Below are 23,617 nucleotides of genomic sequence, written 5' to 3' on the forward strand. Positions count from 1 at the left end.
GGGCCGCGTCCCGGTCGGCGACCGCCTGCTCGGCCTGCCGCCGCGCCTCGGCGGCCCCGGTCTCGGCCGCCGCGGCCCGGGCGAGCGCCGCGTCCCGCTGCGCCGCCGCGTCCCGGGCCTGCTGCCGGGCCTGGGCCGCCTGCGCGGTGGCCGTCTCGGCGTCGCCGCGGGCCTCGTCGCGGTCGGTGTGCGCCTGCGCCACCTGCGCGGCCGCCTCCGCGCGCAGCTGGGCGAGCTGCCGCTCCACCCCGACCGGGGACAGCTCGGCGTGCAGCGCCTCGGTCAGGCTCGCCACCACCTGGTCGAGCCGGTCCACCGCCTCCCAGGTGCGGGCCACCTGCCCGGGCAGGCCCGGCGCGTTGCGGTGGCGCATCCGGGTGTTGCGCGAGGCGCGCTGGCACGCCCCGTCGTTGTCCCGGCAGTAGCGGAACGGCCGGCCCGCGCCGGCCCGCTGCGGCACCGGCGCTCCACAGTGCGCGCAGGGGCGGGTCTCGGCGTCGGGGGCGGTGTCGGCGTCCATCGAGGCGAGAGTTTAGTGCCGGGCCGGGTCCCCGGCGGCGGCCGGGCGGGCCGTCGCGTCCAGCGTGTAGCGGCGTTGCAGCAGCGCCAGCAGCATCGCCGCCGCCGGCAGCAGCCCGAAACCCCATCGGATGGCGGCCAGCGCCGAGTCGGGCTGCGCGACGTCCTGGCCGGCGGTGGAGGCGACGAAGCCGCCGGCGGCGAGGCAGAGCGAGTACGCCCACGGGCCCAGTGCCGCCCCGGTGGCCTCGGTGGCCGTCCACACCCCGGTGTAGGTGCCGGCGGCGCCGGTGCCCGCGCGGATCACGTCCGGCACCATCGCGAACGGCAGCAGTTGCATGCCGGCGAACGCGACGCCGAGCACCGCCACGGCCGCCACCAGCACCGGCAGCCCGGCCGGGCGGCCCACCGCCAGCACCAGCGAGCCGGCCGCGAAGGCGCCCTGCGCGGTCAGCAGCGCCCGCTGCTTGCCGACCCGCCGGGCGACCGCCAGCCAGCCGGGGGTGACCAGCAGCGCCGGGGCGACGAAGGCGGCCACCAGCACCGTGGTCAGTGCCGGGCGGCCCAACTCGTAGCGGGCGTAGTAGGGCACCCCGGCCAGCACCAGGTGGGTGGTGGTGGACATGGCCAGGTAGGCGGCGACCAGCGGGCGGAACTGCCGGTCGCGCAGGGTCGCGGCGAGGGCCCGCCAGCCGCCGCCGTGCCCGGCCGCCGGTGCGGCCGCGGCCCGCCGCAGCCGGCCGATCCCGGCGACCCCGACCAGCATGGTGACCAGCATCCCGGCGGCGAGCAGGACGCCCATCCGCCGGTAGCCGTCCCGGTCGGCCGCGTCCCCGCCGGCCAGCAGCGGCGCCAGCAGCCCGGAGGCGAGGATGCCCAGGGTCAGCACCACCATCCGGAAGGCCATCAGCCGGGTCCGCTCGTGGTAGCCGATCCGCAGGTCGGCCGGGGTGGCCAGGTACGGCACCTGGTAGGCGGCGAAGAGCAGGTTGCCGGCGACGAAGGCCAGCGCCACCCAGCCGGCCGCGCCCGCGCCGGTGAGCCCGCCCGGCACGGCGAACAGCGTGACGAAGGCGACCGGCAGCGCGCAGCCGATCAGCAGCAGCCGCCGCCGGTCGCCCCGGCGGGTCTGCTCCACGTCGCAGCGGTGCCCGATCCACGGGTGCAGCAGCACGTCGGCGACCTTGGGCAGCAGCAGCGCCAGCCCGGCCAGCCAGGGGGTCACGGCCAGCACGTCGGTGAGGAAGTAGAGCAGCAGCAGGCCGGGCACGGTCACCCAGACGCCCATGCCGAGCGACCCGGTGGCGAAGCCGAGCAGCGGCCCCCGGGGCAGGGTATGCGGCCGTGCGTCGGACCCGGTCATCGCCGCCTCCTCTTTCCGGGCACGCCGCCCAGCAATCCAACGGTTGCTGGATTGTAGGGGCAGAATGGCGGCCATGACCATGCCCCGCCGGCGCCCCGGCCGGCCCCGCCGCGACGAGAGCCGACCCACCCGGGAGGTGGTGCTGGCCGCGGCGACCGCGCTGTTCGCCCGGCACGGCTTCGACGCCGTCTCGCTGCGCGAGGTCGCCGCCGCCGCCGGGGTGGACGTGGCCACGGTCTCGCACCACACGGGTACGAAGGCGCAGCTCTACGACGCCTGTTTCGCCCGGGTGTTCGCCGCCGAGCGGGCCGCCCTGGAGGCGGCGGCCGGTCGGGCCCGGGCCGCCCTCGAAGCTGGGCCGGCCGCCGCCCGCGCCGCCCTGCACGACCTGGTCGACGTGTTCGTGGACTTCCTGGAGGACCGGCCGGAGACCACCGCGTTGTGGCTGCGCCGCTGGCTGGAGCCGCAGCGGCACGCCGAGCTGGACCAGCGGTACGCCGCCCCGCTGTACCGGCTGGTCGCCGACCTGCTCGACGCCGCCGCGGCGGCCGGCGCGCTGGTCGAGCCGACGCCGTACGTGACGGTGCGCAGCCTGGTCTGGGCGGTGCACGGGCACGTGGTGGCCCTCGCCGCGGGAGTCGGGTCGCCGGCCCGCCAGCGCCGGGAGTTCCGGGCCTTCCTGCACCGCCTGCTCGACGGGCTGTACGGGCCGGCCGGCCCTTGACGCGGCGCCGGCCACCGGCAATTATCCGACGAGCGTTGGATTAACCCGGGGGAGTGGTGACGATGGCACGGCCGACGGCGGCGGTGATCGGGGCGGGCGCGGCCGGGCTGGCCACCTGCAAGGCCCTCGCCGACGCGGGCGTCGACGCGGTCTGCTTCGAGTCCGGCGACACCGTCGGTGGGCTGTGGGTCTACGGTTCGGCCGGGTCGCCGGCGTACCGGACGCTGCACCTGAACACCAGCAAGGGCCGCACCGAGTTCGCCGACCACCCGATGCCGGCGCACTGGCCCGACTACCCCGACCACGAACGGGTCGCCGGGTGGCTCGCCGACTACGCCGACCGGTTCGGGCTGCGCGCGGCGGTGCGACTGCGGCACACCGTCGAGCACGTCGCCCCGACCGGCGACGGCCGGTGGACGGTGCGCGCCACCGGGCCCGACGGGCCGGTCGAGGTCGCCACCGACGCGGTGGTGGTGGCCAACGGCCACAACCGGGTGCCGAAACCACCGGCCGACGTGCCCGGCCGGTGCGCCGCCGAGCAGCTGCACAGCCACGCCTACCGGGGGCCGGAGCAACTCGCCGGGCGCCGGGTGCTGGTCGTCGGCGGCGGCAACTCCGCGATGGACATCGCCGTCGACTCCTCGTACGCGGCCAGCCGGACCCTGCTGTCGCTGCGCCGCGGCGTCTGGATCGTGCCCAAGTACCTGCTCGGCCGGCCGTCGGACACCCTCAACGGGGCCCTCGCCCGCCGGCTGCCCTGGCGGCTGCGCCAGCGGATCAGCCAGCGGATGCTCACCGCCACCGTCGGCCCGCCCACCCGCTACGGGCTACCCGCCCCGGCGCACGGCTTCCTCCAGGACCACCCGACCCTCTCCGACGGGCTGCTGACCCGGCTCACCCACGGCGAGATCGAGGCCCGCCCCGCCGTCGCCGGCTTCGACGGTCACCGGGTCACCTTCACCGACGGGCGCGCCGACGACGTCGACCTGGTGATCTGGTGCACCGGATACCGGGTCGAGCTGCCGTTCCTCGACCCGGCGCTGCTCGGCGGCGACCCGGAGGCCCTGCCGCTGTACCGGCACGTCTTCCACCCCGACCTGCCCGGGCTGGCCCTGGTCGGGCTGATGCAGTCCACCGGCGCGGCGTTCCCGCTGCTGGAGGCGCAGGCCCGGCTGGTCGCCGCACACCTCGCCGGCCGGTACGCGCTGCCCGACCCGGCCGCCCAGCACGCCGACATCCGCGCCGAGCTGCGCGCCGCCACCGCCCGCTGGGGGCAGCGGCGCCCGGCCATGCGGGTCGACTTCGACGCGTACCTCGCCCAACTGGCCCGGGAGGTGACCGCCGGCGCCCGGCGGGCCGCCCGGGGGCGGGGCGTGACCTTCCCGGCGGTGCGGCCGTGACCGCGTCGCCGCGCCTGGCCGGCCGGCGGGTGCTGGTCACCGGCGCCCGGGGCACCTTCGGCCGGGAGCTGTGCGCCGCGCTGCGGGCCGCCGACGCGCGGGTCGTCGGGCTGGACCGGCACCCGGGCACCGCCGCCGGCGCGCCGGTGGTCGGCGCCGACCTGACCGACCCCGCCGCCGTCGGCCCCGCCATACGGGCGGCGGTGGACCGCCTCGGCGGGCTCGACCTGCTGGTGAACAACGCCGGCGTGGGCGGTCCCGCCCCGGCCGAGCTGCCGCCCGACGAGGTGGTCCGCCAACAGCTCGAGGTGAACCTGCTCGGCGCCTGGCGGGTCACCGCCGCGGCCCTGCCCGACCTGGTGCCCGCCCGTGGCCGGGTGGTCTTCGTGGCCAGCCGGATGGCCCTGCTGCCGCTGCCGCTGGCCGCCGCGTACGGGGTGAGCAAGCGGGCGCTGGTCGCCTACGCCGACGCGCTGCGCCACGAGGTCGGCAGCCACGTCGGGGTCAGCGTCGTCTACCCGAGCATGGTCGCCTCGCCCATCCACGACAGCACCGCCGACGCCGGGCTGTCCCTGCAGGGGGTGTCCCGGCTGGAGCCGGTGGCCGGCGTGGTGGCGGCCATCCTGCGCGCCGCCACCGCCCGGCGGGCACCCCGGGACGTGGCCACCACCCGGCGGGGACGGCTGGAGATGGCGCTGGCCCGACACGCCCCGGCGCTGGCCGACCGGCTCGTACGGCGTACCGTCGCCGCCCGGATCGCCGCCGGTGACCTCGACGCGGCCCCGCTGGCCGCGGGCATGGTGCGCCGGCACCGCGACATGATCGGATAGCATCCGTCGATGCCTGTCCCCCCGTACGTCGCCACGCTGCGCGCCCACGTCGGACACGACCTGATCCTGCTGCCCGGGGTCAGCGGGGTGGTCCGCGACGCGGCCGGGCGGGTGCTGCTGGTGCGCCGCGGTGACAACGGCCGCTGGTCGGTGCCGGCGGGCACGATCGAGCCGGGGGAGCAGCCGGCCGACGCCCTGCTGCGCGAGGTGTTCGAGGAGACCGGCGTCCGGGTGCAGATCGAGCGGCTCGGTGGGGTGGCCACCCACCCCGTCGTCTATCCCAACGGGGACGTCTGCGAATACCTCAACGTGTGGTTCCGCTGCCGCCCGGTCGGTGGCAGCCCGACCGCCGACGGCGACGAGTCACTGGAGGTCGGCTGGTTCGCCCCGGACGCGCTGCCCGAGCTGGACGACTGGTCGCGGCTGCGGCTGGACACCACCGCCGCCGAGGACGCCCGCGCCTGGCACGCCGCGCCCGGTGAGAAGCACCCGGCGCTGCGGCAGCCCGACGCGCTCTGACCGCGGACAGCGGCGGGCGGGGGGCGCGCGGTGGCGCGATCGCCGGGCCACCGCGCGCCCTCCGCTGCGCGCGTCAGGACGCGACGTAACCGTCGAACACGTGGACCCCGTCGGAGGTCCCGCTGGCGCTCTGCCGGTTGGTGTTGAAGTACAGCTTGCCGTCGCTGAGCCCCACGCCTTCGATCTCGAACTTGACGGGATACGCCGAGGACGTGATGCGGAAGGAGAGGTCGGTGGCGGCGGGCGCGGTCCCTGTCGTCGCCGGCGACACGTCCCGGTAGACGAGCACGATGCTGCGGTTGTCCTTGGTCAGCGGGTTGTAGAGGACCCGCCGGTTCTCGTCGTAGAAGAACCCCTGGTTGGTGAAGTCCGCCAGGTCCGGCACCACGGCGCCGTTGACGAGGGCGCCCTCGACCTGCAGGGTGAACGCCTTGGTCAGGTTGATGGTCCCGGAGTTGGCGCGCAGCGGCAGGCTGCCGTTGTAGATCGTCCTGCCCTTCTTGAACATGAACGTGATCGTGGTGCCGGTGACCGAGACCCGGTTGATGCCGGACACCGTCAACGGGGCCCCGTCGAGGTGCACCTGGTATGACCCGACGTAGTAGTAGGTGGTGCCCTCGTAGCGAAGCTTCACCAGCTGCGCGCCGGTCTCGTTCATCGTGACGATGAACATGTGGTGCTGTCCGTCGATGTCGACGATCGTGATGTCGTTGCCGTGGCCGAGCCAGGTGTTGGTCGACGTGTTGTTGGTGCCGTTGGTCATCTGCACCCGCGCGCCGGTGGTCTTGTGGACGCGATAGATGACGGAGAGGTCGTTGGCCGTCCGGGCCTTGACCGAGTAGAGGTAGGTGGCCCCGGCGGCGAAGCCCTGCACCCCGGTGGCACCGCTCGTGTCGGGCAGGGTGGCCAGAGTGGTGTACGTGTTGAAGTAGGCCGCCTGGGCCGGCTGTCCGGACAGGACCAGGACGCCGACGATGGCCGCACCCACCACGGACAGCCGCCTGCTGAATCCCATGTCGCCTCCTCGACGACCTGAGGCCGGATGCCGCAAAGATCGTCGAGCGCAGGCTATGGGGCGACCGCAGGGCGGTCAAGGCGCGAACGAACTCCCGGATTCGCCTACTGGGAAAGGGGATCCGCCCGCCGGCCTCCGCAGTGGACGGTCAGCCGGTCGCCACCGCCGCGCGGGAACGGTCGGCCGCGATGCGTACGGCCAGACCGGCGAGCACGCTGCCCATCACGTACCGCTGGACCCGGGCCCAGGCCGGCCGCCGGGTCAGGAACGCCGACACCGAACCGGCGGTCAGCACGATCAACGTGTTCAGGGTCAGCGCCACGCCGATCTGGGTCAACCCCAGCAGCAGGCTCTGCGTCGCCACGTGCCCGCGCGCCGGGTCGACGAACTGCGGCAGCAGCGACACGTACAGGATGGCGATCTTCGGGTTGAGCAGGTTGGTCACCAGGCCCATGGTGAACAGCCGCCGCGGCCGGTCCGGCGGCAACGGCGCCGGGGTGAACGCCGACTGCCCGCCCGGGCGCAGCGTGCGCCAGGCCAGCCACAGCAGATACGCCGCCCCGGCCAGCTTCACCGCCGTGTACAGCGGCGGGACCAGCACGAACACCGTGGCGATCCCGGCGGTCGCCGCGGCCAGGTAGACCAGGAAACCGGCGGCCACCCCGAGCAGTGACACCAGCCCGGCCCGCCGGCCCTGGGTGACCGACCGGGACACCAGGTACACCATGTTCGGGCCGGGCGTCAGCACCAGCCCCAACGCCACCAGTGCGATCCCCACCACCGCCGCGAGCGTGACCATCCGACCTCCCCGTGCCGTCCTGGACCGGACCCTACGCCCCGCCGCCCGCCACGGCGGTGACGGCGCTCACGTCGGTGTGCTTCGGCGGGGCGGGGTCGCCACGAGCGGCCCGCACGGGTGACACTGACGCCGTGCCGATCGTGTTGCGGGCCGCGCCGACCTCGACCGCGCCGGGGCTGCTGCTGCGACCCTGGCGCGACGGCGACCGGGACGCGCTGTTGGACGCCTACCGGGACCCGGTGCTGCGCAGCTGGACCCGGTACCCGGTGACCACACCCGCGCAGGCCCGGGCGTTCCTGCGGCGCAGCCGGCAGGGCTGGGCCGCCGGCCGCCGGTTCAGCTTCGCCGTGCTGGAGGCGACCGCCGACGGGGAGCGGCTGGTGGCGAACGTGGTCCTCAAGGACGTCCTGCCCGGCCGGCCGTACGCCGAGGTGGGTTACTGGACGGCCGCCGCCGCCCGGGGTCGGGCGGTGGCGCCGCGCGCGGTCGACGCGGTCAGCGCCTGGGCCTTCACCCGCTTCGCCGCCGGTGGCCTCGCCCGGTTGGAGCTGCTGCACCAGATCGACAACCCGGCGTCGTGCCGGGTGGCCGAGAAGAGCGGGTACGCCTTCGCGGAGGTGCTGCCCGCCCGGCCGCCGTTTCCCCGCGACGGGCACCGGCACGTCCGCCGCGGCGGCTGATCCCGGGCCGCCCGGCTATCGGGCGACCGGACCGCCGGGCGGCGCGCCCAGCAGGCGCAGCAGCAGCCGGGGCTCGCCGGGCCAGGCGGCGAGCAGCACCTCGCGGGGCACCTGCCGGCCCGCGTAGCGCAGCGCGAGGGCCACCACCACGATGTCGTCGAGCGGGCCGATCACCGGCAGGAACTCGGGGATCAGGTCGATCGGGCTGGCCAGCCAGAGCCCGGCGAACACGATCGCCACCTTCGCCCGGCGCGGCACCCGCGGGTCGCGGCGCAGCCGGCGGACGGTGGTCAGACAGTCGGGGATGAACGCGGCGAGATCGCGCAGCACGCCGGGCGGCAGCCGGCGGGCCAGCAGCACCAGCAGCGCCCAGCTCGCGAGCAGGCAGGCCACCGCCACCGCCAGGCCGATCAGCCAGTCGCGCACCGCTGCCTCCTCGCCGGGTCCTGCGGGCAATGTACGCCCCGGGGAATGCCGGCCGCCGGGCGGACGCTGCACCGTCGCGGGCCGGGGCGGATACGGTGGATCGCGGGAGGTGACGGGGTGACCAGCAGCTGGGAGGCCGCCGTCGAGGCGCAGATCCGCTCGGCGCAGGAGCGCGGCGAGTTCGACAACCTGCCCGGCATGGGCAAGCCGATCCCGGGCGGCAACGAGCCGTACGACGAGGCGTGGTGGATCAAGAGCTTCCTGGAGCGGGAGAAGCTCCCCACCGACCTGCTGCTGCCCACTCCGCTGCAACTGCGCCGCAAGATCGAGCAGCTCCCCGACGAGGTGCGGGACCTGCCCACCGAGGAGTCGGTACGGGCGTTCGTCGCGGACCTGAACCGGCAGATCGTCGACTGGCTGCGCACCCCGACGGGGCCTCGGGTGGTGGTCCGCCCGGTCAACGTCGAGGCGGTGGTGCGGCAGTGGCACGCGCGGCGGTCGGCGCCGGTGGCCCCGGCGACCGCCAGCGCCCCCAGCCCGCCGGCCCGGCCGCGCCGGCGGTGGCGGCTGCCGTGGCGGCGAGCCGACCGGTGACGCGGCCCGGCCGCTGTTCAGCCGGTCGGTGCCGTCACCGACCAGTGGCGGGCCAGCGCCACCGCGGCCAGGAACGCGGCGAGGACGATGGCGGCCTCGGCGCCGATCGCCAGCGGGGTGAACGGGTCGTCGAGCACCGCGTTGACCCCCACCGCGGCAGCCGTCCCGGCGACCAGCGCGGGCGGCACCAGCAGCGCCGCCCGGTTCGCGGTGTGCCGGACGCGGGGCAGACCGCGCAGGGCGACGCGCAGGGCGAGGACCACGCCGGCCACGATGAACGCCGCGACGCCGCCGTAGAAGACGCCGGCGGCGAGCAACACCGGCACGCGTACGCCCCGGGGCAGGTCGAACGCCGCCACGAACAGCTCGTGCAGGCCGTTGGCGACGACGAGGCCCACGATGAGGGCGACCAGCGCGCCTGCCGTGGCCACGCCGAGCACCTGACCGTAGCGGGCCGGGACCCGGTCGACGCCGGTCTCCTCGGCGATCCGCTTGGCGAACTGGGCGGGGTCGGCGTCGAGGAGTTCGGCCGGGTCGAGCCCGTCCGCGGCGGCGGCCTCGAGTTCGGCGCGCAGGTCGGCGGCGAGGCCCGCCCGGTCGCGGCGGTGGATGCCGAGCGCGCGCCATTCCCGGTCTGCGGCGGCGAGGAGGCCGTCAACGGCCGACGTCGACGTGCTCATGTTCGTCTCCTGGGTTCGGTGGGCGGGTGGCGAGGGTCGCGTTCACCACGTCGGCGAACTGGGTCCACTGGTCGCGCCAGGCGTGCAGCCGGGCCTGGCCGGCGTCGGTGAGGCGGTAGACCTTGCGGGGTGGGCCGCTGGGACTGGGGTGCAGCGCGTTGGCCACCAGCCCGGAGCGGTGCAGCCGGGTGATCAACGGATAGACCGTGCCGTAGCTGACCGTGCCGAAGCCGGCGCTGTCGAGCCGGCGTACGAGTTCGTAGCCGTGCGCCGGCTCGACAGCGAGCAGCGCCAACAGGCACATGTCCAGGCAGCCGCGCAGCAGTTGGGCCTGCCGCTCGCCCCCGTCGTCCGAACCGCCGGCCACTATCATGCGTCACATAATACGGCCGGTACTATGCGCCGTCTAGTAGCGGGACGCCGTCCGGGAATTCGCGGGATGCGGCACCCGGGACGGCCAGGAGCGTCCACCGTGGACGGCGCCGTGCCAGGGTCCGCCAACCATCGATCGGCTTCGGCGACATGGGGGTGGGCATGGCCGGCGTTCTACCGCCGCTGCCGAGCGCACTGCTCGCCGGTGCGCTCGGCAGCGGCCACGCCACGTCACGTGTGGCGTGACGCCCGTTGCTCAGCGTCGCCGGACGCGTAACACGCAGGTCGCCATCGGCAGGGTGAACTCGCCGTCCGTGGTCTCCGGCCGGCTGGCCAGGAAGGCGCGGATCCGGGCGAACGTGGCCTGGCGGTCCTGTTCCGGCATGACCAGCATCCCCGCCCTGGTGGCGAGCGTCGCCACCAGGGAGTCGGCGGTGCGGCGCTGCCCGTGCGGGAACTCGGCCTGCTCGGGCGAGCCGAACCGTGGCGCTGCGCCGGTCCTGGGCAGGTGCAGGTCGGCCGTCTCGGCGCGCCAGCTGGCCGGGGTGTCCCGTGGGCCGACGGCCGCGCTCCCGCTGATCCGGGCCAGCGCGGCGACCCAGTCGACCCGGTCGTCCAGGACGTTCCACAGGCCGGCCAGGATGCCACCGGGCGCGAGGACCCGGGCGATCTCCGGGCCGGCGACGGCCATGTCGAACCAGTGCATGGCGTTGCCGGCCAGCACGGCGTCGACGGACCCGTCCGGCAGCGGGATGCGCTCGGCGCTGCCCGGCAGGGCACGGACGTCCGGCAGGGCACGGCGCAGCTCGGCCAGCATCGCCGGGTCCGGCTCGACCGCGGTGACGTCCGCGCCCGCCGCGACCAGCGTGGCGGTGAGTTTGCCGGTGCCCGCGCCGAGATCGAGCACGCGCGGGCCGGGCGCGGGCGTCAGCGCCCAGCGCACCGCGGTCCGCGCGTAGTCGGGGCGGTGTTCGGCGTACGCGGTCGCGGCCGGGCCGAACGACGAGGAGTGCCGGAGTCGTTCGTCCTCTCCCATCTGGTCACCCTATCGACGGCGAGCGAATCCTGGTGTCTCCCGCCAGCCGCCTCGGTCGGGCGCGTCCGGCCGGGGCCGGCAGCACTGACGTGCCGGTCGGAAAGCGGTTGAACCGGCCTTCCGCGTTCCCGTAGGTTGCCGGCAGCCCGTCGCCGTGAGGACAGAGGACTGACCACGTGACCCCGCCTGCTCTCTAGACCTGACACCTTCTTCCGCGCATCGGTAACCGACGCTGCCGTCGGTTCTGCCGGGCTGCCCTGGGGCGCCCGGTCATGCGGCGTCCGAGGTCGCGCGTAATCGGCCTCGTGTCAGGTCTAGAGAGATCAGGTCTCGAGAACTCATGTCTTCATCACCTCATATCGTGCTGCCCTGGGTCGTTCGTCGGACGAGGTTGCCGCTGCTGTCGTTGCGGTGCGCGGACTGCGGGGCGGCGTCGGCCACCACCGGCGACGGCAGATTCCGCGTCAACGCCAACGGCAAGCTGCTGGACGTGTGGCTGTTGGTCCGCTGCGTGTCCTGCGATCGGACGATCAAGCTCACCGTGCACGAGCGGATGCCGGTCGGCTCCTTCGACCCGGCCGCGCTGCACGGCTATCACACCAACGACCCGGACCTGGTGGCGTCCCGGTTGATGGATCCACTGCTCGCCCGCCGCAACCGTTTCGCGTTGGACTGGACGGGGGCGTGGCGGCTGGACGCCCCGCCGCCGCCACCGCTCGACGAGGCCTGGCCGCTGCAGGTGGAGGTCGCCTTCGAGGAGCCGGTGCCGGTGCGCCCGGGACGACTCATCGCGCACGGGCTCGGCCTGAGCAGGAGCGAGGTACTGCGCCGGATCAAGTGCGACATCTCGTTGCGCCGTCCGACGATCGCCGGATTCACCTTCACGGTGACGGCCGGGAACTAGCGCCGGGGTGGCCGGGTGTCCCGAACGGGCCGCCCGGCCACCCCGGCGACGGGCCGGGGCTGTTGCAGACTGATCGCATGACAGTTCTGACCGCCGAGTCCGTGGTCGATGGTCGTGACCCGCGGACCCCGGTGCTCGCCCGCAACGGGCGTCTGCTCTGCTACGTGCTCGCCCCCAGCAGCCGGATCGGTGACCACCTCGACACCGAGATCTGGCTCGCCGACATCGAGGCCGCCGGCGCGTCGCGCCGGGCGACCGGCGACACCGCGACGGAGTCCCGGCCGCGCTGGTCGGCGGACTCGGCGACGCTGTTCTTCCTGTCCGACCGCGCCCACCGCGGCACCCCGCAGGTGCACAGGCTCACCGTCGCCGACGCCACGGTGACCGCGTTGACCAGCTGGCGCGCCGGCATCATCGACCACCTGCCACTGGCCGACCCGCATCTGGTCGCGCTGCTCGCCGAGGATGAACCCACCGAGCGGGACACCCGCCGGACCCGGGACCGCGACGACGCCATCGTCGTCGGCGAGCGCGAGCCGCGTGCCCGGGTGCGCCTGCTCGACCTGCGCACCGGCCGGATCACCACGCCGGCGGTGTTCGGCGACCGGCACGTGGTGGAACTGCGGCAGCGGCCCGACGGCGGCCCGCTCGCCGTGCTCACCCAGGCCAGCGCCGACAGCGACTACGGCCCCCGCACCAGCCGGCTGCACCTGTTCGACGCCGCGACCGGCATCGCCGAGGACCTCGGGCCGGTCGAGGTCGACGCCCGCGCGCTGACCTGGTGGCCGGCCGAGGACGGTTGGCATCTCGGCTATCTCGCGCTCACCCCGCCGCTGCTGCAGGCCGGCACCGCCGTGTTCGACCTGGCCCTGGGCAGCCGCGTCCGGCGCAACCGCACCGCTGGTCTCCCGATGTGCCCCACCGAGCTGTGCCAGACCGACGCCGCCCCCCTTGTCGTCTTCGCCGACGGCCTGCACACGGCGGTGGCCCGGCTCGATCCCGCCGGCCCCACGATTCTGTCGCGGCGTCCAGGACGCCTCGACGACCTCACCACGACCTCGACCGGCGCGGTCGTCGCGGCCCTGACCGGCACCCGGTACCAACCCACGAACGTGTACGTCGGTCCGCCGACCGGGCCGCTGCGAAGGCTCACCGACACCCGCCCGGAACTGCACGGCATCGCCCTCGGCACGCAACAACCGTTGGCCTACTCCGCCGCCGACGGCCTCGACCTGGCCGGCCTGTTCGTGCTGCCGGTCGGACGAACCGCGTCCGAGGGCCCGTTCCCCCTGGTCACCATCGTGCACGGCGGTCCGTACGAGCGCCACGCCGACCGCTGCCAGCTGTTCTGGTTTCCCAGCGCGCAGTGGCTGGCCGCCGCCGGCTACGCGGTGTTCCTGCCCAACCCGCGCGGTGGTCAGGGCCACGGCCACGAGTTCGCCGCCAGCGTCGCCGGCCGGGTCGGTCAGGAGGAGTGGACCGACATCCAGACCGGCATCGACCTGCTCATCGCCCAGGGCATCGCCGATCCCCACCGGCTGGGCATCGCCGGCTGGAGCCACGGCGGCTTCATGTCCGCCTGGGCCATCGGTCAGACCGGCCGGTTCCGCGCCGCGCTGGTCGGCGCCGGCGTCACCGACTGGGGCATGCTCGCCGCGGTCGGGGAGAACGGCCAGTTTGAGGCCGCGCTCGGCGGCAGCACCGGCTGGTCCGGCGTCGGCCCGCACCCACATGACGCGGTCAGCCCGATCTCCTTCGCCTGCCGCATCCGCACTCCGGTGCTCATCCTGCACGGCGCCGAGGACAGCAACGTCCCCGTCGGACAGGCCGTGTACCTGCACCGGGCGCTGCGCCACTTCGACGTCGAGCACGAGTTCGTGATCTACCCGAGGGAGGGCCACTCGATCCGGGAACGCGCCCACCAACTCGACGTCATGCACCGGACCCGCGCGTGGTTCGATCGCTGGCTCCGGCCCTGACCGGGGCGCGTCCGTGGTTTCCAGACCAGGAACAACGCCTACGACGGTTGTCCCGGTGCTCGCGCTGCGGCTGCGGTGAGCTGCTCTGCCAGGTTCTTCAGGGCTTGCCGTAGTTCGTCGGGTCGGTGGATGGTGAAGGGCCATTCCAGGGAGGCGAGCAGGTGGGCCATTCCGTCCAGGCGCTCAGCCCTTGCGCGCATCAGGACACCGGCGGTGTCTGCGGTGAGTGTCACGGCGGAGCGGGGCAGTCGGCGGGCGATGTCGTCCAGCGGGCCCTGGATGAGAACCTCGACGTCCCACTGGTAGGGCACATGGGCCAGTGCCGAGGTCAGGTGGGTGACCGGGTCGAAGTCGTCGGGGGCGGTGAAGGTCTGCGTGCGGGTCGTGACTGATGCGATGCGGTCGATGCGGAAGGTCCGTAGGCCGTCGTGCCGGTGGTCGCGGCCGACGGCGTACCAGCGGCCACGATGGAAGACGACGCCGTAGGGATCGAGGTCACGTTCGGTCTGGTCCTGGTGCCAGGACAGGTAGCTGATGCCGACGGTGGTGCGGGCACGCGACGCCTGGGCCAGGGCCAGCAGCACACCCGTCTCGGGTGCCTGGGCGGTCACCGCGTTCGTCGTGAAGGACAAGGTCTCTCGCATGGCGGCCAGCGGCTCCCGCAGGCTGTCCGGTAGGACGCGTTCGATCTTGGCCAGTGCGCCCGAATTCGCGGGGGTGGCCATGCTCATGCCCAGCCGCTCAGCGGCAAGCAGGCCCACGACGACGGCGAGGGCCTCGTCGTTGGTGAGCACCAAGGGTGGCATCCGGTAGCCGCGGGCCAGCCGGTAGCCGCCGTGGCGTCCTCGTTCGGCCTCTACCGGGATGCCAAGTTCGCGCAGCTGCGCGGCGTACCGGCGCACGGTGCGGACGTCGGTGCCGAGCCGATCGGCCAGCTCGGAGCCGGGAAGCCGCCGGTGCGACTGGAGGAGTTCCAGCAGGGTCAGGACACGGGTGAGGGGATGCGACATGGATCACTCGACATTTCAGGGCGGAAGTTGTCCTGTATTGATCCTACGCTTGCCCGGCACCTCACTTCAGGGAGATCACATGGCTACCTTCGTACTTGTTCCCGGCGCCTGGCTCGGCGCGTGGGCCTGGGAAGACACCGCGCAGGCGCTGCGTGAGCGCGGGCATACGGCGCTGCCGCTGACGCTGACCGGTCTCGCCGAGTACGCCGACCGGGGCACCCCGGAGACGGACCTGGAAACCCATATCGCGGACATCACCGACTTCGTCGAGCGACACGGTCTGCGCCAGGTCACTCTGGTTGCGCACAGCTACGCGGCTGCTCCCGTCACCGGTGCCGCCGGGCGCCTTGGCGAACGGCTGGAGCGGGTGATCTACGTGGACAGCGCCCCGTTCGCCGCGGGCATGTGCATGCTCGACCTCATGCCGGCCGAGGCTGTCGACCAGCTGCGCCGGCAGGTGGCAGAGTTCGGCGACGGGTGGCGGCTGCCGATGCCGCCCCTTGCTGTCCTGGGCTTGTCCAGCAGCCTCGACGGACTCGACGAGAACAAGCGGGAGCTGCTGCGCGCAGGTGCCACCTGCCAGCCGTTCGGCACCTTCGCGCAGCGGCTCGCCGTCGCGGCCGAACCCGGCCCGGACGTCGACCGCGTCCTGGTCGCTTGCCACGACTTCGCGAACCTGCTGGACGCCGGGGTGCCGATGTTGGCGTTCCTCAACCAGCCGCCGTGGCGGCGTTTCGACCTGTCGACGGGGCATTGGCCGATGTTGTCGGCCCCAGCCGAACTCGCCCACATTCTCGCCTCGACCGCCTCCTGACGGTGCAGCCGCTGCTGCATCCGCGCGACACCACCTTCCGACTCCGGCGTCCGCGTGTAGGCACATTAACGAATTATCGACAATGCCAATACAGAAAATCTGAGGGACAAAGGGGGCAAAGCTCCGCTACATCATAATGACCGTTATTGCGCGTAAGCCCTTAGGCTGGTGTAACTCCTGCTTCTGTGGATGGTGTCGGGTCAGGCGCGCACCACACCGGGCGACCGTGAGCGCTCAGCCGGAAACCGTGCGGCCGTAGCCGGCACGGGCCTGGGCGACCTGCGCCGCCTGGCGTTCCCGCCAGCGCTGCTGCGCCTGCCGGCCGCACTCCCGGCACACCTTGCGGTACCGGCCGCTGTCCGGGTCGATCTCCCGCTCGTGCCCGTTGCGGCACCGGGGCCGCTGGGTCCGGCCGCGGCAGTTCTCCGCCCGGCTGACCTGCCGCAGGTGGGTCGGCTCGATGCAGTCCGCCGCGCCGCACACGTGGTCGACGTCCAGGTCGGGGTCGTAGCCGCCGACGAGGACGACGTACGCGGCGATGTGCGCCCATGCCCGACCGGCGACCTTCTGGTGGACGCCGCGGCGGCTGCCGTACCCGCGCACGAGGAGGCAGCCGTCGTCCTGCCGCGTCGAGCGGTCGAGCAGGTAGCCGCGGAGGGTCTCCTCGGTGAAGTGGCGGGACAGGCCCTGGATCTGCGACAGCACGCTGTGAGCCTACGGACGCGACACGGCGGTACCGGCCAGCTGGTCGCCGAGCGGGCTGCGGCGGTACAGCACGTGCCGTCCGTCCCGGGTGCGGGTGACCAGACCCGTCGCGTGCAGCACCCGCAGGTGTTGGGAAACGGCGCTGGGCGTCACGGTGAGCCGGCGGGCGATCTCCACGGTCGGCAGCGGCTCGGCGAGGAGGCCGAGCAGGCGCGCTCGGGGCGGGCCGAGCAGCGCCGTGAGGGCGGTGGGGTCGGGGGTCGGCGCCGGAGCCCACAGTGTCGCCACGCCACGGCACGGGTAGGCCAGCACCGGTGGTTCGACCCGGCTGACCGGTGGGGCGGGTTTGTGCGCGAACACGGACGGCACCAGCAGCAGCCCCCGGCCCGACGCCAGGATGTGGTGCTGGCCGATCATCTTGTCGATGTGCAGCACGCCGTCGTGCCAGCGCAGGTTGGGGTGCATGTCGGCGAAGAGCAGGCGCGCGCCGCCCACGGCCAGTTGCCGGGCGCGGTAGGTCATGTCGGCTTCCAGCACGAGGCGAATCTGTGGCCAGGTCGGCCTGATGGCCGCGTCCCAGTAGCGGTGCAGGTGTTCGCAGACGGCGTCGCGGAGGGCGACGACCGGTTCGTCGTCGGCCGCGGTGAGCACCCGCAGGACGTCCGGCAGCCGGCCCCGGGCGTACACCGCCAGGATGTCACGGCGTACGACGTCGGCCGGTACCGCGCGCGCGAGGGCGAGTTCCTCGGTCAGCGTGGGGGCGAAGCTGGTCGGGCGGCCGGTGAGGAAGTCCGGCACGGCCCGGTCGGGCCCGACCAGCGAGAGCAGCAGGTCGGTGTCGACCCCGTCGAGTCTGCCGAGCACGGCTCTGCGCCACGGCAGGTGCAGCGCGTGGAGGCCGGCTTCGCGCAGCACCCGCAGGCTGAGGACGGTCTCGTGGATCGGGGAGACCGCGAACCGGGTGTCCGCGAGGTCCTCGACGCCGAGCTCGAAGCTGATCATTAAGCCGTAGGCTACCTCGTTTGGTCGGCGTGGCCTCCTGCCGTGGACTTCCTGACATGACACAGGAGATCGGCATGACGGGCCGGACCGACGGGCGACGCACGGCGATCGTCACGGGTGGGGCCGGCGGTATCGGTGCGGCGGTGGCCCGGCGGCTGGCCCGCGACGGCCTCGCGGTCGCGGTGCTCGACCTGTCCGAGGAGGACTGCGCGGGCACGCTCGACAGCATCGCCGCCGACGGCGGCTCGGCGATGGCCGTCGGCGCCGATGTCGCCGACGAGGCAGCGGTGACCGCCGCGGTGGCACGCGTCGTGGCCGAGCTGGGCCCACCCACCGTACTGGTCAACAACGCCGGGATCGGTCCGAGTACCCCGCTGGTCGAGATGAGCACGGCGCAGTGGGACCGGGTCATCGGGGTCGACCTGCGGGGGCCGTTCCTCGTCACCCGCGCCGTCTGCCCGTACCTGATCGACGCGGGTTGGGGACGCGTCGTCAACATGTCCAGCATCTCCGCGGTCGGCGACGCCGATCGGGTCGACTACGGCAGCGCGAAGGCCGGCCTGATCGGCTTCACCAAGTCCCTCGCCCGGCAACTCGGGCCGCACGGCGTGACGGCCAACGCCATCGCGCCCGGCTTCGTCGTCAGCGACATGACCAGGGCCTCCGCCCGGCGGCTCGGCCTCGACTTCGCCGAGTTCCAGCGCCGCGCGGTGCGGTCCATCCCGGTCGGCCGGGTGGGCCGGCCGGAGGACGTCGCCCACACCGCGTCGTACCTGGTGAGCCCCGAAGCGGGCTTCGTCTCCGGTCAGGTCGTGTACGTGGCCGGCGGGCCGGTGGACTGACGTGCCCGACGGCGCCACCGCGACGGTAGGCCCGTGAGCCGCCGGCTGCTGCTACTGCTCACCGTCACCTGCGGGGTCGCCGTGGGGAACATCTACTTCCCGCAGACGATCGGTCCATTGATCGCCGCCGGTCTGCGGGTGAGCCCGGATTCGGCCGCCTCGGTGGTGACGGCGGTGCAGTTCGGCTACGCCGCGGGGATCTTCTTCCTGGTGCCGCTCGGTGACCGGCTTCCGCACCGTCCGCTGATCGTCGCCCTGCTCGTCGTCACCGGGTCGGGGCTGCTCGCGGCGAGCGTCGCGCCCGCGCTGCCGCTGCTCGTCGCCGCGAACGCCCTCGTCGGGGTCGCCACCGTGGTCGCCCCGCTGATCGGTCCGATGGCGGCCGGCCTGGTGGCCGAGGAGCGGCGGGGAGTGGTCAGCGGCACCCTGCTGGGCGGCTCGATCGGCGGCATGCTGCTGTCGCGCACCGCCGCCGGCACCATCGGCGACCACTGGGGCTGGCGGGCCCCCTACCTGACGGCCGCGGCAGCCGTACTGCTCGTCGCGGTGGTGCTGGCCGTCGCGCTGCCCGCGACCCGGCCGCCGTCCGGGCAGCGCTATCCGGCGCTGCTGGCGGCGCCGTTTCGGCTGCTGCGTACCGAGCCGGAGCTGCGCCGCTCCTGCTTCTACCAGGCGACGGTCTTCGCCGGGTTCTCGGCGGTCTGGGCGACCGTCGCGCTGCTGCTGACCGGCCCGGCGTACGGCCTGGGCGCACCGGCGGTCGGCATGCTCGCCCTGGTCAACGCGGCGACCATGCTCTGCACCCCGGCCGCTGGGCGGCAGGTGGACCGGCGGGGCAGTGACGTGGTGAACCTGGTCTGTGTCCTCGCGACCGTCGCGTCGGCCACCGTGCTGACGGTCGCCGGGCTGGGCGGGACGGTGGGGCTCGCCGCGCTGGTGCTGGGCACCTTGCTGCTCGACGTCGCCATGCAGTCCGGGATGGTCGCCAACCAGGTACGCAACTACCGGCTGCGCCCCGACGCCCGGAGCCGGGTCAACACCGCGTACATGAGCTGCGCCTACCTCGGTGGCGGTGTGGGCTCCTGGCTGGGCGCCCGCGGGTACGCCCAGTTCGGCTGGCTGGGGGTGTGCGGGGTGCTGGCGGCGTGCGCCGGGCTGGCGCTGGCCCGGCACCTGACAGCGAGCCCCCGACGGCCGGTCACGGCCGGTCGGGCGGCAGCCGGCCGGTCGACGCCGTCGGTTCGCTAGCGGGTCGGGGCGGGCGAGCCGCCGCCCCGGACGGCGTACGTCCGGGGCGGCGCTCGGGTGCGGTCAGCGTTCGGTGCGGTCGTCGATCTCGGTGTCGGACTCGCCGGGTCGGGCGCCGATCGCCTCCTCGGCGGCCCGGCCGCCGGTGCTCTCGTCGCCCAGCGTCAGGCTGCTGCGGGGCAGTCCGGCCAGCCCGGCGGGGTCGCGGATCTCGCCCTGCACGCCGCGGGCGTCCTGGGTCCGGTCGTCGATCTCGGTGCCGGATTCGCCCGGTCGGGCGCCAATGGCCTCCTGGGCGGCCCGGCCGCCGGTGCTCTCGTCGCCCAGCGTCAGGCTGCTGCGGGGCAGTCCGGCCAGCCCGGCCGGGTCCTCGGTCGGCTGGTCGGGCGAGCCGGTCTCGGCGCCCGCCCCACCGGCGGACTCGCGGCGTCCGACCCCGGCGGCGTGGTACCTACCGGAGGCGTCGCCGCTGGTGTCGACGGGCCGGCCGTCCGGTTCGGCCAGCCCGGCGCGGCGCAACATGTCCACGAGGGCGTCGTGCGGCATGCGCTCGGTGTCCGGTATGCCGGCACCACGCGCGATGGACCGCAGGGTGGTCAGGTCCTGGTCTGCGAAGGTCTCGGCCATGCGGGTGCCTTCCCGGCGGCCGAGACAAGGAAACCTGACCCGGCTCAGGTCCGGGCGCCACCCAGGCCGAGCAGCACGGCCAGGCCCAGCGCGCTGCGCGGGGCGTACGGGACGCGCCACAGGCCGCCGTGCGCCGCGGCGTACGCCTCGTCCCGCCACGGGTGCGGCTGGGCGGGACCGCCGCCGGTGCGCAGGTCGTGCACGAGCAGGGCGGCCATCAGGGTGTTGCTGGTGGCCGGCTCGAACACCTCGATGCCGAAGCGGTGCGCCCCGGCGTACGCGGCGGCCAGGGCCCGGTTGCGCAGCACCGAGCGGGTACGCGTCGGCGGGGCCACGGTGAACGACACGGTGCTGCCGGCGTCGCGGGCCACCGCGGCGCGCCAGCGTTGCAGCCGCTTGGCGAGGGCGTAGTTCGGGCCCTGCTGGGGGACGAGACTGTCGTTGATCCCGGGGTCGGCCTGCGGCGGGTAGTTGCGGTGCAGCAGCCGACCGCCGGAGAGCAGCCGCAGCGACCGCCGGGCCAGCCCCCGGTCGGCGTAGCCGCGTTCGGCGTGGGCGACGGCCTCGCCGGGCACCGCGTACACGTCGGTGGGGGTGGCGAGGAAGGCCAGCGCGACGTCCGGGCGGTGCCCGGCCAGGTGGACGGTGAGCGCGTCGACGGCGGTGGCCACCCGGACGTTGGTGGCGCCGTCGGCGTAGACGTAGTTGCCGAGCACCAGCCGTCCGTCCAGGTCGCGCAGCCAGGCGGCGGCCTGGGGGAGGCGGTGCAGCAGGTCGGCGCCGGCCCCGGCGGCCAGCGCCGCGTCGTCGTCGGTGGGGGTGCCGGGCCGCACCGGCAGGTGCAGGCGGCCGCCGTAGCGGTGGGCGGTGCGCAGCAGGCGGCGCCAGATCTCCGGTCGGGGCAGGTCGACGGCGACGACCTCGCCGCCCCAGCGCAGCACCGACGGCAGCGGTCCCATCTCGGCGCCCGCGCCGAGCACCACGATTCGCTGGTCGCGCAGGTCCAGCCAGTCCGGGTTGGCCTGCACGGCGCGCACCGCCTGGGCGCAGCTGGGTTCGATGACACCGGCGTCCACCCAGGCGTCGAGGCGGCGGCGCAGGTCGTCGCCGCGCAGCCGCTGCCCCCGGTACGGCAGGGCCAGTTCGCGGCGCACCTCGCCGGCGCCGGTGACGGTGGCGGTGGCCAGCGGCTCCTCGTCGGGCAGCTCGCACGCCTGGTCCAGGGCCACCTCGGGGCCGTCGGCGGGCAGGTACCGCATCCGGGTGTGCAGGGAGTCGAGCCCGTCGCGGGCGATGGTCAGCGCCGCGTCGCGGGACAGCAGGCCGGCCTCGACGAGCCGGCGGAAGTGGCCGAGGTAGCCGTGCCGCCAGTTGGTCTCGTGTTCGGCGGCGCGGGCACCCACCGGGTCCACGGCGCGCAGGGCGTCGGCCACCACGGCCCGGCCCAGCGCGGTCGTGCTGCGCGTGCCACCGGTGTCAGGAAACACCACCCCGGTCGGGCCGTCCACGCCTCACCGTCCTCCCGGTCGTGCGGTCTGCGGGACACCCACTCTGCCGCATCCGCCGGCGGGCCGCAGTGGCGCGGGTGCCGCTGCGCGGTCCGCGGTGAGGTGGCAGGATCGGCCATTCGCCCTCGACGACCTGGGAGGATCGCATGCGTTACCGCACCCTCGGCAGCACCGGCACGGTGGTGTCGACCCTGTGTCTGGGCACGATGACCTTCGGCGCGGAGACCGACGAGGCGGGCACCTTCGCCCAGCTCGACCGGTTCGTGGCGGCCGGCGGCACGTTCGTCGACACCGCCGACGTGTATTCGGCCGGCGTCTCGGAGGAGATCGTCGGCCGGTGGCTGCGCAAGCGGCCCGAGCTGCGCGACACCCTGGTGATCGCCACCAAGGGCCGGTTCCCGATGGGGCCGGGCCACAACGGCGCCGGGCTGTCCCGGGTGCACCTGACCCGGGCGCTGGACGCCAGCCTGCGCCGGCTCGGGGTGGAGGCGGTCGACCTGTACCAGGCGCACGCGTGGGACCCGCTTACCCCGCTGCCGGAGACGTTGCGCTTCTTCGACGACGCGGTCCGCGCCGGCAAGATCCGCTACGCCGGGGTCAGCAACTTCACCGGCTGGCAGTTGCAGAAGGCCGCCCTGCTCACCCAGCATCTCGGGCTGACCCCGGTGGTGACGTTGCAGCCGCAGTACAACCTGCTGGTGCGGGAGATCGAGTTCGAGATCGTGCCGGTGTGCGAGAACGAGGGGATCGGGATCCTGCCCTGGTCGCCGCTGGGCGGCGGCTGGTTGACCGGCAAGTACCGGCGGGACACCCCGCCCACCGGCGCCACCCGGTTGGGCGAGGACCCGGAGCGTGGCGTCGAGGCGTACGCGGGGCGCAACGCCCAGGAGCGGACGTGGCGGGTGATCGACGCGGTGCGTGCGGTGGCCGACCGTCGTGGGGTGTCGATGTCGGCGGTGGCGCTGGCCTGGCTGGCGGACCGGCCGGCGGTCACCTCGGTGATCCTGGGCGCCCGCACCACCGACCAGCTCGACGACAACCTGAGCGCCGCCGACCTGCGGCTGGACGCCGAGGACACCCGGCTGCTGGACGAGGCGAGCGCCCCGCCGGTCGCCGACTACCCGTACGGCGGGGCCGGGGTGCGCCAGCGGGGCCGGGAGCTGCCGGCGGGCTGACCCGGCCCGGTCAGCGGCGGGCGAGCGTCGGCGGGGTGCTGGGGCGGGTGCGTTCCGGGTCGACGCCCACCTGCACGGCGAAGCGGGGGTCGACGGCCAGCAGCGGGCGTGGCCCGAACACCGCCATGGCGGCCAGCAGCTCCCCGGTGTCCCGCTCGCCGTAGGCCGGCCGCCGCTCCGGGGACAGCTCGGCGTGTGCCCGCCGCTGCCGGCGCAGCAGCCGGCGGGCCGCCGCGCCGGTCTCCGGCACCTCGCACAGCCACCACCCGCCCACGGCGGTGGCCAGGCAGCACAGCAGCAGGCCCGCCACGGAGGCGGGTCCGCCGGCGTCGCGTCCCTCCACGGCGCTGTCCACCAGCCGGGTCAGCCCGACGGCGGCGACCAGGAACAGCGGCACGGTGCCGGCGGCGATGCGTCGCCGCTGGGCCGGGGTGAGCAGCCAGCCGTCGCGGACCAGCCGGCCGACCAGCCGGCGCAGGGCCCGGCCGACGCCGGGGTCGGCGAGCACGGCCGCCCAGGTCTGCGGCCGGCGCAGCGCGGTGTGCAGGGCGCGCACCAGCGGGGCCGACCCGGCCGGCGGTGGCCCGTCCACCAGCAGGGTGGCCAGCTCGCCGCGGCGTACCACGCCCGCGCGGCGCAGCGTCGCCACGGCGACCTGACAGGCCAGCACCGCCCGGTCGTTGAGGTATGCCAGCTCGACGACGTCCGGCGCCGGGCCCGAGGGGCGGCGGCCGGTCAGCGCCCGTACGGCGAGGGTGACGGTGAGGGCCACGGCGACCGCGACCACGTAGTCGAGCAGGAACAGCGGTCCGCTGACACCCCAGAGCATGGCCCAAGTATGGCCCC

General features: G+C 74.6%; 24 protein-coding genes and 2 pseudogenes. 12 read left to right on the top strand and 14 right to left on the bottom strand.

The genetic code is table 11. The features are described 5' to 3' along the window. Positions 1-520: pseudogene (locus tag K7640_RS28440) on the bottom strand (hypothetical protein); the annotation flags it as partial. A gap of 12 nt (positions 521-532) precedes the next feature. After that, on the bottom strand, positions 533-1,882 hold the full coding sequence (locus tag K7640_RS28445; protein ID WP_222958019.1) for an MFS transporter: 1,350 nt from the start codon (positions 1,880-1,882) through the stop codon (positions 533-535). Positions 1,883-1,961: 79 nt separating this feature from the next. Between K7640_RS28445 and K7640_RS28450 the strand changes: the two genes are divergently transcribed. From K7640_RS28450 to K7640_RS28465, 4 genes are all read left to right on the top strand, one after another. Next, positions 1,962-2,606 carry a TetR/AcrR family transcriptional regulator gene (locus K7640_RS28450; RefSeq protein WP_222958071.1) on the top strand — a complete coding sequence of 215 codons (645 nt, stop codon included), beginning with the start codon at positions 1,962-1,964 and terminating at the stop codon, positions 2,604-2,606. Positions 2,607-2,668: 62 nt separating this feature from the next. Then, positions 2,669-4,006 (top strand): NAD(P)/FAD-dependent oxidoreductase, encoded by a 1,338-nt coding sequence (locus K7640_RS28455; RefSeq protein ID WP_222958020.1) that lies wholly within the window; start codon positions 2,669-2,671, stop codon positions 4,004-4,006. Next, on the top strand, positions 4,003-4,836 hold the full coding sequence (locus K7640_RS28460; protein ID WP_222958022.1) for an SDR family oxidoreductase: 834 nt from the start codon (positions 4,003-4,005) through the stop codon (positions 4,834-4,836). Before K7640_RS28455 ends, K7640_RS28460 begins: the two co-directional genes overlap by 4 nt. A gap of 9 nt (positions 4,837-4,845) precedes the next feature. Beyond that, entirely contained in the window at positions 4,846-5,355 is a 510-nt protein-coding gene (locus tag K7640_RS28465) for an NUDIX domain-containing protein (RefSeq protein ID WP_222958023.1), read from the top strand. A gap of 73 nt (positions 5,356-5,428) precedes the next feature. Here K7640_RS28465 and K7640_RS28470 read toward each other — a convergent pair whose 3' ends face one another. Both K7640_RS28470 and K7640_RS28475 read right to left on the bottom strand, forming a co-directional pair. Next, a complete protein-coding gene (locus K7640_RS28470; protein WP_222958024.1) occupies positions 5,429-6,370 on the bottom strand; it encodes a hypothetical protein in 942 nt (313 codons plus the stop codon). Between the two features lie 148 nt (positions 6,371-6,518). Beyond that, positions 6,519-7,169, bottom strand: a complete 651-nt coding sequence (locus K7640_RS28475) for a LysE family translocator (RefSeq protein WP_222958025.1) — start codon at positions 7,167-7,169, stop codon at positions 6,519-6,521. 131 nt (positions 7,170-7,300) lie between these two features. On the opposite strand from K7640_RS28475, the gene K7640_RS28480 reads away from it, so the two are divergent. Next, positions 7,301-7,849, top strand: coding sequence for a GNAT family N-acetyltransferase (locus K7640_RS28480; RefSeq protein ID WP_222958026.1), 549 nt, complete (start codon positions 7,301-7,303; stop codon positions 7,847-7,849). Positions 7,850-7,864: 15 nt separating this feature from the next. On the opposite strand, the gene K7640_RS28485 is transcribed toward K7640_RS28480, so the two are convergent. Further along, entirely contained in the window at positions 7,865-8,275 is a 411-nt protein-coding gene (locus K7640_RS28485) for a DUF1232 domain-containing protein (RefSeq protein WP_222958027.1), read from the bottom strand. 117 nt (positions 8,276-8,392) lie between these two features. Between K7640_RS28485 and K7640_RS28490 the strand changes: the two genes are divergently transcribed. Then, entirely contained in the window at positions 8,393-8,869 is a 477-nt protein-coding gene (locus K7640_RS28490) for a DUF1992 domain-containing protein (protein WP_308042821.1), read from the top strand. 17 nt (positions 8,870-8,886) lie between these two features. Here K7640_RS28490 and K7640_RS28495 read toward each other — a convergent pair whose 3' ends face one another. The 3 genes from K7640_RS28495 to K7640_RS28505 all read right to left on the bottom strand — a co-directional run bounded on the left by K7640_RS28495 (position 8,887) and on the right by K7640_RS28505 (position 10,957). After that, positions 8,887-9,549: a hypothetical protein gene (locus K7640_RS28495; protein ID WP_222958030.1), complete on the bottom strand. Its 663-nt coding sequence runs from the start codon at positions 9,547-9,549 to the stop codon at positions 8,887-8,889. Then, a complete protein-coding gene (locus K7640_RS28500; protein ID WP_222958031.1) occupies positions 9,524-9,922 on the bottom strand; it encodes a PadR family transcriptional regulator in 399 nt (132 codons plus the stop codon). Before K7640_RS28500 ends, K7640_RS28495 begins: the two co-directional genes overlap by 26 nt. A 255-nt stretch (positions 9,923-10,177) precedes the next feature. After that, positions 10,178-10,957, bottom strand: a complete 780-nt coding sequence (locus K7640_RS28505; protein ID WP_222958032.1) for a class I SAM-dependent methyltransferase — start codon at positions 10,955-10,957, stop codon at positions 10,178-10,180. Between the two features lie 361 nt (positions 10,958-11,318). Between K7640_RS28505 and K7640_RS28510 the strand changes: the two genes are divergently transcribed. Both K7640_RS28510 and K7640_RS28515 read left to right on the top strand, forming a co-directional pair. After that, the gene (locus tag K7640_RS28510; protein ID WP_308042822.1) at positions 11,319-11,861 is read left to right on the top strand and encodes a DUF1062 domain-containing protein; all 543 of its coding nucleotides are present in this window, start codon (positions 11,319-11,321) and stop codon (positions 11,859-11,861) included. A gap of 77 nt (positions 11,862-11,938) precedes the next feature. Next, positions 11,939-13,840: a prolyl oligopeptidase family serine peptidase gene (locus K7640_RS28515; protein ID WP_222958035.1), complete on the top strand. Its 1,902-nt coding sequence runs from the start codon at positions 11,939-11,941 to the stop codon at positions 13,838-13,840. Between the two features lie 38 nt (positions 13,841-13,878). On the opposite strand, the gene K7640_RS28520 is transcribed toward K7640_RS28515, so the two are convergent. Continuing rightward, entirely contained in the window at positions 13,879-14,850 is a 972-nt protein-coding gene (locus K7640_RS28520; protein WP_222958036.1) for a YafY family protein, read from the bottom strand. Positions 14,851-14,929: 79 nt separating this feature from the next. On the opposite strand from K7640_RS28520, the gene K7640_RS28525 reads away from it, so the two are divergent. Next, on the top strand, positions 14,930-15,664 hold the full coding sequence (locus K7640_RS28525; RefSeq protein ID WP_222958037.1) for an alpha/beta fold hydrolase: 735 nt from the start codon (positions 14,930-14,932) through the stop codon (positions 15,662-15,664). Between the two features lie 234 nt (positions 15,665-15,898). Here K7640_RS28525 and K7640_RS28530 read toward each other — a convergent pair whose 3' ends face one another. Next, complete coding sequence (locus K7640_RS28530; protein ID WP_222958038.1) at positions 15,899-16,369, bottom strand: HNH endonuclease; 471 nt, start codon at positions 16,367-16,369, stop codon at positions 15,899-15,901. Between the two features lie 9 nt (positions 16,370-16,378). Beyond that, complete coding sequence (locus tag K7640_RS28535) at positions 16,379-17,371, bottom strand: helix-turn-helix transcriptional regulator (RefSeq protein WP_222958039.1); 993 nt, start codon at positions 17,369-17,371, stop codon at positions 16,379-16,381. A 74-nt stretch (positions 17,372-17,445) separates the two neighbouring features. Here K7640_RS28535 and K7640_RS28540 point away from each other — a divergent pair, with 74 nt between their 5' ends. Then, complete coding sequence (locus K7640_RS28540; RefSeq protein ID WP_222958040.1) at positions 17,446-18,213, top strand: SDR family NAD(P)-dependent oxidoreductase; 768 nt, start codon at positions 17,446-17,448, stop codon at positions 18,211-18,213. A 33-nt stretch (positions 18,214-18,246) separates the two neighbouring features. Beyond that, on the top strand, positions 18,247-19,461 hold the full coding sequence (locus tag K7640_RS28545; RefSeq protein WP_222958041.1) for an MFS transporter: 1,215 nt from the start codon (positions 18,247-18,249) through the stop codon (positions 19,459-19,461). Between the two features lie 234 nt (positions 19,462-19,695). Here the strand turns inward: K7640_RS28545 and K7640_RS28550 are convergent. Both K7640_RS28550 and K7640_RS28555 read right to left on the bottom strand, forming a co-directional pair. Then, positions 19,696-19,965: pseudogene (locus tag K7640_RS28550) on the bottom strand (hypothetical protein); the annotation flags it as partial. Between the two features lie 167 nt (positions 19,966-20,132). Further along, a complete protein-coding gene (locus tag K7640_RS28555; RefSeq protein WP_308042825.1) occupies positions 20,133-21,596 on the bottom strand; it encodes a hypothetical protein in 1,464 nt (487 codons plus the stop codon). A gap of 146 nt (positions 21,597-21,742) precedes the next feature. Here K7640_RS28555 and K7640_RS28560 point away from each other — a divergent pair, with 146 nt between their 5' ends. After that, positions 21,743-22,771: an aldo/keto reductase gene (locus K7640_RS28560; RefSeq protein ID WP_255610127.1), complete on the top strand. Its 1,029-nt coding sequence runs from the start codon at positions 21,743-21,745 to the stop codon at positions 22,769-22,771. A gap of 10 nt (positions 22,772-22,781) precedes the next feature. Here K7640_RS28560 and K7640_RS28565 read toward each other — a convergent pair whose 3' ends face one another. After that, positions 22,782-23,600, bottom strand: coding sequence for a TIGR04222 domain-containing membrane protein (locus K7640_RS28565; protein ID WP_222958042.1), 819 nt, complete (start codon positions 23,598-23,600; stop codon positions 22,782-22,784). Positions 23,601-23,617: the final 17 nt, after the last annotated feature.

The sequence above is a fragment of the Micromonospora sp. PLK6-60 genome (assembly GCF_019890675.1).
In the GTDB taxonomy this organism is placed as follows: Bacteria; Actinomycetota; Actinomycetes; order Mycobacteriales; family Micromonosporaceae; genus Micromonospora.